A 14,020-nucleotide genomic window follows, 5' to 3' on the forward strand; every position below is an offset into this window, starting at 1 on the left:
CCATCGGCGAGTGAGCCCGTCAAGGCCCTGCCGAGGCGCTAGAAGATCACTGAAAATCTTCGGTTCTGGCCCCGCGTGTGCTGACGCGGGGCCAGACTGTTGTGTGTGCAGGGGGAATGGGCCGGGGAGCCGGTCGGGCCGGATGTATGGGAGACCTGCCGGGAGCTGATCCCGGCGGGGAGTGTGTTCGCGTTCCTGGCCGAGCACCGCGAGCGGTTGCTGCCGCCGGAGATGTTCGCGGACATGTACCCCTCGGCCAACGGCCGGCCGTCGTTGCCGCCGCAGGTGCTGGCGGCGGCGGTGGTGCTGCAGAGCCTGTTCGGGACCTCGGACGTGGAGACTGTGCTGGAGCTGCGGTGCGACCTGCGGTGGAAGGCGGCATGCGGGCTGGGCCTGTACGACACCGCGTTCGACCCCTCGCTGCTGACCTACTTCCGGCGCCGTCTGCAGCGCTCGGCGGACCCGGGGCGGATCTTCACCCGGGTCAAGGAGGTCGTGGCCGCCACCGGCATCCTGCGCGGGAAGCGGCGCCGCGCGCTGGACTCCACGGTGTTCGACGACGCGGTGGCCACCCAGGACACGGTCACCCAGCTGATCTCGGCCATCCGCCGGGTGATCCGCGAGGTGCCCGGCGCCGGCCAGGTCGCCGCCACGTACTTAGCCGCGCACGACTACGCCGATGCGGGCAAGCCGAGGATCGCCTGGGACGATGAGCAGGCCCGCGCCGAGCTGGTCGACGCGCTGGTGAGCGACGCGCTCAACCTGCTGGGCCGTCTGCCTGAGCAGGAGCTGGGCGAGCGGGCGGCGAACGCGGTCGGCCTGCTGGCACTGGTCGCCGGCCAGGATGTCGAGCCCGCCGAGGACTCCGACGGCCGCGACGGCCGCTGGCGCATCACCCGCGGCACCGCCCCTGACCGGGTGGTCTCCACCGTGGACCCCGAGGCCAGACACATCCACAAGAACCGCACCCGCCACCAGGAGGGCTTCAAGGGCCACGCTGCCGTGGAGCCGGAGACCGGCCTGTTCACCGAGGTCGCCCTGGCCCCCGGCAGCGGGCCCGCCAACCACGAGGCGAGAGTCGCCGAGGACCTCCTGGCAGACGAGACCGAACCGGTCGAAGTGCTCGGCGATTCCGCCTACGGCACCGCCGGCCTGCGCGAACACCTCGAACAGGCCGGCCACGACGCGATCCTCAAACCGCCGCCGCTCCGGATGGCGGTCCCCGGCGGCTTCACCAGCGACGACTTCCACATCGACACCGAGACCAGCCAGGTCACCTGCCCGGCAGGGCACACCCTCCCGCTCGGCAAGCCCCTGAAGGGAGGGTTCCGTCAGGCCCAGTTCAAGACGCTGTGCACCGGATGCCCGCTGCGCGAACGCTGCACCACCTCCAAGACCGGCCGCGTCCTGCGGGTCCACCCCCAGCACCGGCGCCTGGCCGACGCCCGTGCCCAGGCCGCCGACCCCGTCTGGAAGGACACCTACCGCCGCTGGCGGCCACCCGTCGAACGCGGCATCGCCTGGCTGACCGCCAAAGGCAACCGCAGACTCCGCTACCTCGGCACCCTCAAGAACGACACCTGGCTCCGCAACCGAGCCGCCGCCCTCAACCTCCGCCGACTCATCAACCTCGGCCTCGAACCCGCCAACGACGGCACGTGGACCCTGACCCCGGCCACACCATGAAGCACGGAGGGCGGCCCCGCCACCGGCGGAACCACCCTCACAGCAAGATTTTCAGTGATCTTCTAGGGCGTGTTTCGAAAGTCCCGCCTGCCTGGCGGCGTCTGGCACGCACGCTCGCCGCGTTGTCGGGCTCGCCCCGATACATCCAGTATCGGGGCGACCCTCCGCCTTGCGATCGCACGCACCAGACGCCGCCAGACCTGCCCTTCGGGCAGACGACGCTACTTTCGAAACACGCCCTAGTACGGGCCGTCGACGTTGTCGATGGAGCCGTAGCGGTGGGCTGCGTAGTTGCAGGCGGCGGTGATGTTGGCGATGGGGTCGTAGATGTCCCAGGAGGTGCCGTCGACATGGAATGCGGTGAAGGTGGGGTCGATGACCTGCATCAGGCCTTTGGAAGGAGTGCCGGCGCGTGCGTTGGAGTCCCAGAGGTTGATCGCGAGGGGATCGCCGCTGGACTCGCGCATGAGGTTGCGTCTGATGCCGTCGAAGCTGCCGGGGATGTGGTGCAGGCGCATGACGGCCAGCGAGTGGTGGATCCAGTCGTCGACGCGTTCTTCGCCCGCGGCGGCCGCGGAGGCCTGACCCGGTGCGACGGCTGCGCCGAGGAGAAGGGCGGCGATGACGGCGGCGGAGGTCCTGCCGAGGCGGGCGACGATTCCGAAGGCGGTACGCCTGAGGCGGGGGATGACATGCACGTGGGGGTCCTCGGGTGCGGTGTGACGGGGGCGTGTGCGCGTGTGGCACGGGCTCGGTCGTCCGTGCCGGGTGGGGCGGTCAGACGGTGACGCCGATGCTGCGGAGGTAGGCGAGGGGGTCGATGTCGGCCCCGTAGGTGTTGCGGGTGCGGACCTCGAAGTGCAGGTGCGGGCCGGTGGAGTTGCCGGTGCTGCCCGACAGGCCGATCTGCTGTCCGGCGGTGAGGTGTTCACCGGGGGTGACACCTGTCGTGGAGAGGTGGGCGGAGAGGGTGTGGATGCCGTCGTCGTGCTGGATGACGACGGCGTTGCCGTAGGCGCCGGCCCATCCGGAGGAGACGACGGTGCCGTCGGCCACGGCCTTGACCGGCGTCCCGGTGGGGACGGCGAAGTCGACACCGGTGTGGTGGCCGGCGGCCCAGGCGCCGGGTGTGCCGTAGGCGGTGGACACGGTCAGGGCATCGAGGGGGACGCCGACCGCCGGGCGGGACGCCGGGTGTGGTGCCGCGGGGCCCGGCTCGGCGGCGGTCGCGGGGCGGTCGACGGTCCCGGGCCGTCCTGCCGTGCCTGCTGCGTCGGGGCGAGTGCCGGCGGCGTCCTGGGCGGTCGGAACGGCGTCCTGGGCGGTCGGAGGGGCGCCGGTGGCCGGGACCGTGCCGGGTTCCAGTCCGGCGCCGAGCGAGCACTGCGGCCAGGCACCGGGGCCCTGCACGGACAGGACCCGTTCAGCCACGGTGATCTGCTGTTCCCGTGTGGCCCGGTGGGCGTTCTCGGCGAAGTCGCGTCCACCGAACTCGGCCCATGTGGCGGGCTGGAACTGCAGCCCGCCGAAGTAGCCGTTGCCGCTGTCCAGCGACCAGTCGCCGCCGCTCTCGCACGCCGCGACCACGTCCCAGGCCTCGGCCGTGGCAGCGTCGGCAGCCGTTGCCGCTGCGAGGGAACCTCCCGTGCCCAGGGCGCCGGCCAGGGCCAGGACGGACGCGAGGCGAAGCGGCGACCGTCCCCGGGGCGCGGCGCGGCGGGCTCTGCGGGACGGTGAGGGAAGGGAAGGCATGGCGGAGGCTCCTTGCTGGGGGGAGAGCCGGCACAGCGCGCCGGGCGGTGGCGGACTCGGCGCGACGCCCGCCTCCGGGGCGGCCCGGCGAAGGGGACACCTGGTGGCGCGGAGTGGAGCGCTGTCCTCGGAACTGGGGGACAGCCAAGCAGCCGGGCGACGCCCGCCACATGGGCGATACACACCCAAATCAGACGACCGGTGTGCACGTCCGGCGCCAGCGGCGCGACCGGGGCCGAAGGCCCTGAGGGCGGTGCCACGGTGACGGTGCGGCGGTGGCGGGGTACCGCAAAGCCCGGCGGTACCGGCCAGGCGGGCACTCGGAACTGCTACCGGGCTCCCGGGCGGCGGCGGTGACCGCGCGTCGCGCCGACGCGGCAGGCGCTCCCGCCTCCCTGCTTTGGGTGTGCCTCACCCATGCGGTCGGCGCCGAGAGGGTGCTTGCCTGTCCTGGCACACCACACAGACGTCACACACCCATCTCTCCGACACCCGCCCGGCACGCTCCTCCACGGCCTCAAGGGCGTGGGCGGAGCCCCCACCCGCCGCACCGCCCGAAAGCCCGAGCGTCTCCCATGCGAAGGCTTCCGGTCGGCCCGCAGCCGTCGGCCGAGGGGACCCCCCACGGCACGCACCGGACGCCGCTCCCTGACGGACGGACGTCACCTGCCGCGGCACCAGCCCGACCTGCCACTCACGACGCAGAGGTCACCATGTCCCTCACTTCTCCACCTCCGGCCCCACACCCCGCCCGGCTGCACCCGGCACGGACCAGCCTGCGCACCCTCCTCGCCTACCTCCTCACCGCGGCACTGGCCGCAACCTGTCTCGTTCTCGCCGCCGCACCCAGCAGCCACGCGGCAGCCGGTCACCACACCCCGATCACCTGGAACATGCAGGGAGGGAACGCGGGGAAGTGGACCACCGTCGCCTCCATGGCGAACGGACGGGGAAGCAACTACCTGTCCCATGACGTGGTCGCCCTGCAGGAAGCCGGTCCCCTCAGCTCCGTCCCCGGCACCACCATCAGAAGGTCGACCATGACGGTGCCCAACGGAGGGGGAACGTTCGACTACGAGATCCGCCAGTGGCATGTCGGCTCATCGACGCGAGGCCGCGACGTGTACATCACCTGGGTGAACACCGACCCGGGCGGAAACCGCAACAACGTGGCCATCGTGACGCACGACTACCCCGTCGCGGCAGAGCTGGTACGCAGTCGGAATGCCAACGGCAGCTGGGGTGCCCGCCCCGCCGTCGGGGTCGTGCTCGCGGACGGCAGCTGGTTCTACAGCTTCCACGCCAGCTCGAACGGCGACAACAGCAGCAACGACGCACAGAACATGGTGTCTGACATCGCCTCCGCGCGGAGCGCCGGCAGCTGGGCCGTGCTCGGTGACTTCAACCGCCGGCCGGCCCTGCTGAATCCGCCCTCGGGTGTGGGGATGTACCGCAGCAACCAGGGCACCCATCAGAGCGGTGGCGAACTGGACTACATGCTGTCCAACGACACCCAGAACATGGCCGGCTGGACGGGGCGTCGGCTGGGCATCGGCGGGTCCGACCACTTCGCGGTCGAGTTCAGCTTCCGGGCCGCCGCCGAGAAGCAGTCGATCATGTCGGGGCTCTATCAGGACGAGTGCATCAACAGGACATGGAACGACTGGGTCATGGCCGACCACTGTGACGGCATCGGCTACGAGGACTGGACCTATGACGTGGACAAGGTCAACTTCTTCGAGATCAACACCCCGTCGGTGAAGTGCATGGACGTCCAAGGGCAATGGACCTCCAACGGCACGTCGATAGACACATACGAATGCAACGGTCAGCCCAACCAGGGGTGGACGGTCCGGTCCGACGGGACCATCACGTCCTGGGCGTCCGGCAAGTGCCTGAACCTGAACACGGGCAGCGGACACTGGCTGAACATCTGGGACTGCAACAACGACCTCAGCCAGCAGTGGATCGTCCTCGCCATGGCGCCGTACGTCTGGACGGACCTGACCCAGGCGTGGAACGGAAACGATCACTAGGTAGCTGGTGTTAAGCGGGGCTTCCTGGGCGTGCGGTGTCGTCACTGGGGCGTCAGGGGCGTGTCGCCGGGGCGGTGCTCCGGGCGGCCCGTGGCCTGGTCTTGAGGCTGTTGAGGGTTTGGTGCGTCCGGGTGCGGTCGTTCGTGTGTGCCCTGGGCCTTGCTGGCCGGTCAGCCGGTGGCGATGGCCCAGTTTCCAGCGGCTGTGGACATGATTCCGAGCACGCCGAGCCGCGCGATGTTGGCGGCGGCGGCCAGCAGGGAGAAGTCGGCGGCGACCTTGGCCCGCCCCCGCACCCGGGCCCGGCGTCCGCCGTGTCGCCGCCGCATGAGGTGGGCGATCTTGCGTTTCCACCTTGGGCCGGGTGGCCCGGTAGGTAGCCAGCCAGGCCGGGTCGGCGCTGCGTGCCCGGCCGCGTGCCAGGTGTTCCTCGGGCGGGCCGATGGTGATGACGCGTCCGTCCCTGGCGGTCGTGCACTGGGCCGCGAGCGGGCAGGCGGCGCAGGCGGCCTTGAAGCAGGCCGCCCCACGGCCGTCGGACTTCGGGCGGATGGGGACGGTCACCTGGTTCGGGCAGGTGACCTGCCCCGCCCCCAGGTCGACGGTGAAGGCGTCCTTGGAGAACCGTCCGCCGGGCGCGTTGGCGGCCTGCACTTTGACCATCACCTCGACGCCGGCCCCGTCCAGCTCGGCCAGCAGCGGTCCGGTCCCGTAGGCGGCGTCGCCGTAGACCTCGGCCCGCTCACCCGCGGCCCCTTCGTTCGGGGCGGGCGCGTTCAGGACGTCGGCCAGCAGCTCGGCGGCGGGCTCGGCGTCGCCGGCGTTGCCCGCAGTGATCCGCGGTTGCGGTGATGACCTCGCTGTCGGGGTCTTCGGCCACGTGCCCCTTGTAGCCGTCGAAGGACCGGTTGACGGTTTTGTGCCCGTGCCGGGCCTCGGGATCGACCGTGGAGATCACCCGGTCCGTGGCCACCTTCCGGCAGGTATCCGGCAGGATCTCGTTACCGTCCTGGTCCAGGTCCTGGCCGAGCACGGTGGCCAGCAGGCGCGCGGCCTGGTCCGCCTCCGGCTCCAGCACCCGGCCCTCCAGCACGGCCAAGAGCGCGTACCCGTCCCGGGCCCGCGAATCGATCAGCGCCTCCCGCTCACCGGCGTCCGTCCAGTCGATGACCGGTGGCGTCGGTGTAGGCATCGCCGCTGGTCAGTCGCGCCCAGCCTCGCTCGCAGCCCGTGATCGGCCGCCCGCAGCAGGCCGCGGACGGCCGAGCGGATCAGCGTGATGGTGTCCTGCGTGGCCACGGCGTCATAGACCGGAGCCGAGTCCAGCACCCGCCGACGACCCACCAGCCCGGCCTGGCTGCACCGTCCACCGTCCGCTCGAAGATCCGGTCCGGGCGGGCGGACGCGGCCAGCCGCGCGCGCATGTCCACCAGCACGGTGTGCACGAACCCGGGATGATCGAAGTCCAGCCCGCCGGCGGCGTACTTCCAGCGGACATCGAATGTGGCGAACTGCTCGACCGCTTCACGGGACAAGCCTTCCAGGCGCTGCAGGACCATCACGACCGCCACGATCACCGGCGGCACCGACCTGCGGCCGTCCTCGGCGAACAGATCGGCGAACATCTCATCGGGGAACAACGCCCGGCACTCGCGGTGCAGCACCGCGTAGATCGAGTTCGGCGCCAGCCGACCCTCGCAGAAACCCGCCGTGGAGGAGAGCAACCCCGGCTGCATCGGGGTCCGGCCCACTGCCATCGCTCAACCTCTCCCCACACCCAGCGACCAACACCAAGCAGCCTGGCACACGTTGAAGAACCGACGCGAGCTCACACGATTAACACCAGTCACCTAGGGCGTGTTTCGAAAGTCCCGCCTGCCTGGCGGCGTCTGGCACGCACGCTCGCCGCGTTGTCGGGCTCGCCCCGATACATCCAGTATCGGGGCGCCCCTCCGCCTTGCGATCGCACGCACCAGACGCCGCCAGACCTGCCCTTCGGGCAGACGACGCTACTTTCGAAACACGCCCTAGCCCCGATCGTGCACACAGCGCTCGGGCGTGCCGCCGGTCCGGGGCGTATCCGGACCGGCGGCGGGAGGGTCAGCCGCGGCCGCTCTTCTTCGGGTCCAGCAGCCCCGCCTTGCGCAGCGCGTCCGCCATCGCGCTGTTGGCCGGCGGGGCCGCCTGCCGGGAGCCGCCGCCCCCGCCCCCGCGGCCCTGGCGCTCGCCCCCGCGGCCCTGCCGCTGCTGGGGCGGGCGCCCGCCGCCGCGCTGCCGGCGCCCGTCCGGGGACGCGCCGCCGCCCTTCGGGGCCGCCTCGTCGTCCAGCCGCAGCGTCAGGGAGATCCGCTTGCGCGGGATGTCCACGTCCAGGACCTTCACCTTGACGATGTCACCCGGTTTGACCACGTCCCGCGGGTCCTTGACGAACGTCTTCGACATGGCCGACACATGCACGAGCCCGTCCTGGTGGACGCCGACGTCGACGAACGCGCCGAACGCGGCCACGTTCGTGACGACGCCCTCCAGCACCATCCCGGAGGTCAGGTCGGCGATCTTCTCCACGCCTTCCTTGAAGGTGGCCGTCCGGAACGCCGGACGGGGGTCGCGCCCCGGCTTCTCCAGCTCCCTGAGGATGTCGGCGACGGTCGGCAGACCGAAGGTGCCGTCCACGAAGTCCCCGGGCTTCAGCGAGCGCAGCACCGACGTGTTGCCGATCAGCGCCGCGACCTCCTGCCCGGCGGCCTTCACCATCCGCCGCACCACCGGGTACGCCTCCGGGTGCACACTGGAGGCGTCCAGCGGGTCGGCGCCGCCGCGGATCCGCAGGAAGCCCGCACACTGCTCGTACGCCTTGGGGCCGAGCCGGGCCACCCTCTTCAGCTCCGCGCGCGACCGGAAGGGACCGTTGGCGTCGCGGTGCGCCACGATGTTCTCGGCGAGCCCCGAGGAGACGCCGGACACCCGGGCCAGCAGGGGCGCCGAGGCGGTGTTGACGTCCACACCGACGCCGTTCACACAGTCCTCGACCACCGCGTCCAGCGACCGCGAGAGCTTCACCTCGGACAGGTCGTGCTGGTACTGGCCGACACCGATCGACTTCGGGTCGATCTTCACCAGCTCGGCGAGCGGGTCCTGCAGCCGCCGCGCGATCGACACCGCGCCGCGCAGCGACACGTCGAGGCCGGGCAGCTCCTGCGAGGCGAACGCGGACGCCGAGTACACCGAGGCGCCCGCCTCGGACACCATCACCTTGGTGAGGTTCAGCTCCGGGTGCCGGGAGATGAGGTCGCCGGCGAGCCTGTCGGTCTCGCGGGACGCGGTGCCGTTGCCGATCGCGACCAGCTCGACGGCGTGCTCCCGCGCCAGCCCGGCCAGCCTGGCCACGGCCTCGTCCCAGCGGTTGGCGGGCACATGCGGGTGGATGACGTCGGTGGCGACGACCTTGCCGGTGGCGTCGACGACGGCGACCTTCACCCCGGTACGGAAGCCGGGGTCGAGACCGAGGGTGGCGCGGGTGCCCGCCGGGGCGGCGAGCAGCAGGTCGCGCAGGTTGGCGGCGAACACCCCGACCGCGTCGTCCTCGGCGGCCGTCCGCAGCCGCAGCCGCAGGTCGATGCCCAGATGCACCAGGATGCGGGTGCGCCACGCCCAGCGGACGGTGTCCAGGAGCCACTTGTCGGCGGGCCGGCCCCGGTCGGCGACACCGAACCGCCCGGCCACGATCGCCTCGTACGACGAGGGCGCGGTCGGCGCGGTCGGCGCCGACGACGGCTCGGCCGGCTCCTCGGGCTCCAGCACGAGGTCGAGGACCTCCTCCTTCTCACCGCGCAGCATCGCCAGGATCCGGTGCGAGGGCAGCTCGGTGAACGGCTCGGAGAAGTCGAAGTAGTCGGCGAACTTGGCGCCCGCCTCCTCCTTGCCCTCGCGGACCCGGGCGGCCAGCCGGCCGCGCACCCACATGCGCTCGCGCAGCTCGCCGATCAGGTCGGCGTCCTCGGCGAACCGCTCGGTCAGGATCGCCCGAGCGCCGTCCAGCGCGGCCTGCGGACCGTCGACGCCCTTGCCGGCGTCGACGAAGGCCGTGGCGGCGGCGAGCGGCTCCACCGAGGGGTCGCCGAGCAGTCCCTCCGCCAGCGGCTCCAGTCCGGCCTCCCGCGCGATCTGCGCCTTGGTGCGCCGCTTGGGCTTGTAGGGCAGGTACACGTCCTCCAGGCGGGCCTTGGTCTCCGCGCCGCGGATCCGCGCCTGCAGCTCCTCGGTGAGCTTGCCCTGCTCGCGCACCGATTCGAGGATCGCCGTGCGGCGCTCCTCCAGCTCACGCAGGTAGCGCAGCCGCTCCTCGAGCGTGCGCAGCTGCGCGTCGTCGAGCATCTCGGTGGCTTCCTTGCGGTAGCGGGCGATGAAGGGCACCGTCGAACCGCCGTCCAGCAGCTCCACGGCAGCCTTGACCTGCCGCTCCCGTACGCCGAGCTCGTCGGCGATCCTGCCTTCGATGGACCCTGCTGCGAGGGATCCGGGTGTCGTCACGATGCCGTACCGCCTTCTCCACTTCGGGTTGCGCGGCAATTGTGGCAGGTGGCGCCGACAGTGCGGGATCAGGGCGCGCCACCGGCGGCCGGGGCGCACCGGCGGGCACCCCGGGCGGGCCGGGGCGGACGCCTCAGCCGGTGCCGGCGGTCCAGGTGAAGTGCGGCTCCCGGCGCTCCAGGAACGCGGCGACGCCCTCCGCCGCGTCGGCGCTGTCGCGCGCCTGCTCGGCCCAGTGGGCGTCGCGGTCCGTGCGGCCGTCGGCGTACTCCTTCGCCGCGGCCTGCGTCAGCTGCGAGCGCGCGGCCAGGGTCCGGGTGAACTCCGCCACCCGCTTGCCGAGTTCGCCCTCCGGCAGCACCTCGTCCACCAGGCCGGTGCGCAGCGCTCGCCCGGCGTCGATCAACTCGCCGGAGAACAACAGGTACTTGGCGGCGGAGGGTCCGGTCAGCGACACCAGGCGGCGGGTGGAGGAGGCGGGGTAGACGATCCCCAGCTTCGCCGGGGTCACCCCGAACAGGGCGTCCTCCTGGGCGAACCGCAGGTCGCAGGCGGCCGCGAGCTGCGCACCGCCGCCCACGCAGTGCCCCCGGACGGCCGCGAGGGTGGGCTTGGGGAAGGCGGCCAGCGCCTCCTCGGCCCGCACCGACAGCTCCTGCGCCGCACGGGGCGATTCCCGCAGCGTGGAGATGTCGGCGCCCGCGCAGAACGTGCCGCCCTCCCCGGTGAGCACCAGGGCCCGTACGGCGGGATCGCGGGCCAGCGTGTCGAGCAGCGGGGGCAGCGCGGCCCACATCGCCGCGGTCATGGCGTTCCGCTTGGCCGGGTGGTGGATGACGACCGTGGCGACGGAGTCGGTCACACGGTGCAGCAGCTGGGGCTCCATGGGCCGGATGCTACTGCCGCGGCCCCCGGTGCTCCGCGGGGCGGGTCGCATCCTCCCCGGGGCGCACCGGGCCGTGGGGCGGCTGCGGCCCGGTCGTGCCTGGTCGGGTGCTTGTCCGCGCCCTCCTTCGGGGCGCTGCCGGGCGCGGTCCGTCCGGCGGACGAGCCGGTCGGAGGGGGGTGCGGGCAGGACGGGACGGCCGGGACGGCCGGGACGGCCGGGGCGGGCCGCAACCCTGACAACCCGAAGAGTTCGCGAAGACGGCACCGGGGACGCAGGAGCAGTCCCCGAGCCGACCCGGTCATGCGGCAACGGTCAGAAACGCTCGATAGTCGCTGACTTGTGTTCAGTCATCCGGGGTGGCGCGGCGTGTTCCCAACACTCGACGTGTGGTGACAATCGAGCGCGAGGGTGGCGACCGGACGATGGAGACCCACGGGCGTGGCCCCGGCCCGCGCCCCGCAGACGGCGCGGACGCACCCCTTCAGGCGGGCCCGCCGGAGCCGCGGCCGTACGAGGGTGTCTGGCGGTTCTCCGCCCCGGCCGTGGAGGCCTCGGTTCCGCAGGCGCGGCACGCCGTGCGGGACCTGTTGTACCGGCAGGGCGTGCCCGCCCCGGAGGACCTCGTCCAGGGCCTGCTGCTGATCGTCTCGGAACTGGTGACCAACGCCGTCCGGCACGCCGCGCTGCTGTCGCCGGTGCTCGCCGTGGAGGTCGCCGTCGGCGCGGAGTGGGTGAGGGTGTCCGTGGAGGACAGCCACCCCTACCGGCCGACCGCCCTGGAGGCCGATCACGGCCAGACGGGCGGGCGGGGGCTGCTGCTGGTGCGGGAGATCACCCGGGAGGCGGGCGGGGCCTGCGACGTGGAGCACACCGCGAGCGGCGGCAAGGTGATCTGGGCCGTGATGCCGCTCCCCCCTGCCGTTCGGCCCTGACCCGCGCCGCGGTGCCCGGACCGGTCCGGGCGGCGTACGGCCGGAGCCTCGCAGGCACCGAGCGGCCTGAGCCTCGCAGGCACCGAGCGGCCTGAGCCTCGCAGGCACCGAGCGGCCTGAGCCTCGCAGGCACCGAGCGGCCTGAGCCTCGCAGGCGCCGCGCGGCCGGAACTCGTCCGGCGCCGTGCGGTGCGACCCGTCCGGCGCCGGACGGGCTGCGCCCCCGGGGGCCCGCCGTACGGCTCCGCGACCGGTGCGGTGCCCGCCGGCCGGCTCCGCTTCCGTCCCGCGGCCGCCCGGCCGCCCGGCCGCCCTGCCGGTCCGGCCCCGACGTCCGCCGTGCGGCCCGGGCTCCGCGGCCGGTGCTCTCGCCCGACCGCCCCGCCGGACCCCGCCGAGGCCCGGCGGTGCCGCCGGCCCGCGGTGTCACCAGCCCGCGTTGTCGCCCGTGAGCTCGCGGATCGCGGGGCGGGCGGCATCCAGCACGGTCGTGAACCAGGCGGAGAACACGTCCCGGGACTGCCGCTCGGCCAGTTCGGCGGCCGTCACGAAGGCGGTGTCGCCGACCTCCTCCGGGTCCGGCCGCAGCGGGGGCCGGACCAGCCCGACGAAGAGGTGGTTGTACTCCTGCTCCACCAGGCCGGACGCCGGGTCCGGGTGGTTGTAGCGGACCGTGCCCGCCTCCGCCAGCAGCGCCGGGGACACCCCGAGCTCCTCCCAGGTCCGCCGGGCCGCCGCCGCGAACGGCGACTCGCCCGGGTAGGGGTGGCCGCAGCAGGTGTTGGACCACACGCCGGGGGAGTGGTACTTGCCCTGCGCCCGCTGCTGCAGCAGAAGCCGCCCGCGCTCGTCGAAGAGGAACACCGAGAACGCGCGGTGCAGCATCCCCGGCGCCCGGTGCGCGGCCAGCTTCTCCGCGGTGCCGGTCGTCACGCCGTCCTCGTCGACGAGTTCCAGCAAGATGGCTTCCGCGGTGCCCTCCGGCGCGTTCTGCGCCGCGGTGGCAGGTGTGATCGGCATGTCCGTCCTTCGCCTCGGTCCTCGTGCCCCAGTCTGCCGTACGAAACCGGCGGTTCGGGCGCATCCCGTCATCGGGGCGCCGCAAGGGGGGCTCGGTGGGTGATCATGCCCGGGTGCCCCGGGACCGGAACCCCTGCGACGAACCACCGGACACCGCTGCGGCCTCAGTGGCAGAGCCGGGCCTCGTGTTCGGCGTGTCCGCCGGGCTCCAGCTGGAAGGTGCAGTGCTCCACGTCGAAGTGGTCGCCGAGGCAGCCCTGGAGCTCGTGCAGCAGCTTCTCGTGGCCGGTCGCGTCGAGGACGTCCTCGCGGACCACCACGTGCGCGGAGAGCACCGGCATGCCGGAGGTGATCGTCCAGGCGTGCAGGTCGTGCACGTCCACCACGCCGTCCAGCGCCAGCACGTGCTCGCGCACCTCGGCCATGTCGACGCCCTCGGGGGCGGACTCCAGCAGTACGTCGAGGGTCTCGCGCAGCAGCCGCAGGGTCCGCGGGACGATCATCAGGGCGATGAGCAGGGAGGCGATCGGGTCCGCCGCCTGCCAGCCGGTGGTGAGGATCACGGTGGCCGAGACGAGCACCGCCAGCGAACCGAGCGCGTCCGCCACGACCTCCAGGAACGCGCCGCGCACGTTGAGGCTCTCCCGGCTGCCGCGCATCAGCAGGGCCAGCGAGACCGCGTTCGCGGCGAGGCCCACCAGGGCGAAGACGATGGTCGGGCCGCCCTCGGTGGCGGCCGGGGTGATGAACCGCTGCACCGCCTCGTACAGCACGTAGCCGCCGACCCCGAGGAGCAGCAGGCAGTTGGCGAGGGCGGCGAGGATCTCCGCGCGGGCGTAGCCGAAGGTGCGGCGGGCGGTCGGGGGCAGGCTCGCGAAGCGGATCGCCAGCAGCGCCATGCCGAGGCCGAGCGCGTCGGTCGCCATGTGCGCGGCGTCCGCGATCAGCGCCAGGGAGTCGGCGACCAGGCCGCCGGCGATCTCGACCACCATCACGCTCAGGGTGATGGTGAGCGCGATCCGCAGCCGGCCCCGGTAGGCCGCGGTGGCCGTGCCGCCGCCGGCCCGCGCGTGCCCGTGGTCGTGCCCTGCCCCCATCGCTCCCGCCTTCCTGTGATCCGCCCGGGATCACAGTGAACTACGGGTGGGGGGTATCCGGCAACGCGGCAGTGAACA

General features: G+C 72.7%; 12 protein-coding genes and 1 pseudogene. 3 read left to right on the forward strand and 10 right to left on the reverse strand.

Annotated elements, in window-relative coordinates:
• Positions 1-105 precede the first annotated feature (105 nt).
• Positions 106-1,686 (forward strand): IS1182 family transposase, encoded by a 1,581-nt coding sequence (locus tag AC5K6T_RS11780; protein WP_493206409.1) that lies wholly within the window; start codon positions 106-108, stop codon positions 1,684-1,686.
• Between the two features lie 239 nt (positions 1,687-1,925).
• On the opposite strand, the gene AC5K6T_RS11785 is transcribed toward AC5K6T_RS11780, so the two are convergent.
• Both AC5K6T_RS11785 and AC5K6T_RS11790 read right to left on the reverse strand, forming a co-directional pair.
• Entirely contained in the window at positions 1,926-2,384 is a 459-nt protein-coding gene (locus tag AC5K6T_RS11785; protein WP_493208241.1) for a transglycosylase SLT domain-containing protein, read from the reverse strand.
• Positions 2,385-2,463: 79 nt separating this feature from the next.
• On the reverse strand, positions 2,464-3,438 hold the full coding sequence (locus AC5K6T_RS11790) for a peptidoglycan DD-metalloendopeptidase family protein (RefSeq protein WP_493208243.1): 975 nt from the start codon (positions 3,436-3,438) through the stop codon (positions 2,464-2,466).
• 713 nt (positions 3,439-4,151) lie between these two features.
• On the opposite strand from AC5K6T_RS11790, the gene AC5K6T_RS11795 reads away from it, so the two are divergent.
• Positions 4,152-5,474, forward strand: a complete 1,323-nt coding sequence (locus tag AC5K6T_RS11795) for a ricin-type beta-trefoil lectin domain protein (protein ID WP_493208245.1) — start codon at positions 4,152-4,154, stop codon at positions 5,472-5,474.
• 170 nt (positions 5,475-5,644) lie between these two features.
• On the opposite strand, the gene AC5K6T_RS11800 is transcribed toward AC5K6T_RS11795, so the two are convergent.
• The 6 genes and pseudogenes from AC5K6T_RS11800 to AC5K6T_RS11825 all read right to left on the reverse strand — a co-directional run bounded on the left by AC5K6T_RS11800 (position 5,645) and on the right by AC5K6T_RS11825 (position 10,890).
• Positions 5,645-5,803 carry a transposase gene (locus tag AC5K6T_RS11800; RefSeq protein WP_493208247.1) on the reverse strand — a complete coding sequence of 53 codons (159 nt, stop codon included), beginning with the start codon at positions 5,801-5,803 and terminating at the stop codon, positions 5,645-5,647.
• Between the two features lie 28 nt (positions 5,804-5,831).
• Positions 5,832-6,137 (reverse strand): annotated as a pseudogene (locus AC5K6T_RS11805) (transposase); the annotation flags it as partial.
• A 79-nt stretch (positions 6,138-6,216) separates the two neighbouring features.
• Positions 6,217-6,666, reverse strand: a complete 450-nt coding sequence (locus tag AC5K6T_RS11810; protein ID WP_493208249.1) for a hypothetical protein — start codon at positions 6,664-6,666, stop codon at positions 6,217-6,219.
• A gap of 79 nt (positions 6,667-6,745) precedes the next feature.
• Complete coding sequence (locus AC5K6T_RS11815; protein ID WP_493208250.1) at positions 6,746-7,231, reverse strand: transposase family protein; 486 nt, start codon at positions 7,229-7,231, stop codon at positions 6,746-6,748.
• Positions 7,232-7,574: 343 nt separating this feature from the next.
• Positions 7,575-10,004: a Tex family protein gene (locus AC5K6T_RS11820; protein ID WP_493208251.1), complete on the reverse strand. Its 2,430-nt coding sequence runs from the start codon at positions 10,002-10,004 to the stop codon at positions 7,575-7,577.
• A 133-nt stretch (positions 10,005-10,137) separates the two neighbouring features.
• Positions 10,138-10,890: an enoyl-CoA hydratase/isomerase family protein gene (locus tag AC5K6T_RS11825; protein ID WP_493208253.1), complete on the reverse strand. Its 753-nt coding sequence runs from the start codon at positions 10,888-10,890 to the stop codon at positions 10,138-10,140.
• A 425-nt stretch (positions 10,891-11,315) separates the two neighbouring features.
• Between AC5K6T_RS11825 and AC5K6T_RS11830 the strand changes: the two genes are divergently transcribed.
• A complete protein-coding gene (locus tag AC5K6T_RS11830; RefSeq protein ID WP_493209307.1) occupies positions 11,316-11,825 on the forward strand; it encodes an ATP-binding protein in 510 nt (169 codons plus the stop codon).
• A 426-nt stretch (positions 11,826-12,251) separates the two neighbouring features.
• Here the strand turns inward: AC5K6T_RS11830 and idi are convergent, their stop codons facing one another.
• Together idi and AC5K6T_RS11840 are read right to left on the reverse strand one after the other, a co-directional pair.
• Positions 12,252-12,845, reverse strand: coding sequence for an isopentenyl-diphosphate Delta-isomerase (gene idi / locus AC5K6T_RS11835; RefSeq protein WP_493208255.1), 594 nt, complete (start codon positions 12,843-12,845; stop codon positions 12,252-12,254).
• 164 nt (positions 12,846-13,009) lie between these two features.
• Complete coding sequence (locus tag AC5K6T_RS11840; protein ID WP_493208257.1) at positions 13,010-13,942, reverse strand: cation diffusion facilitator family transporter; 933 nt, start codon at positions 13,940-13,942, stop codon at positions 13,010-13,012.
• Between the last annotated feature and the right edge of the window lie 78 nt (positions 13,943-14,020).

Source organism: Streptomyces sp. B8-7 (genome assembly GCF_058833805.1).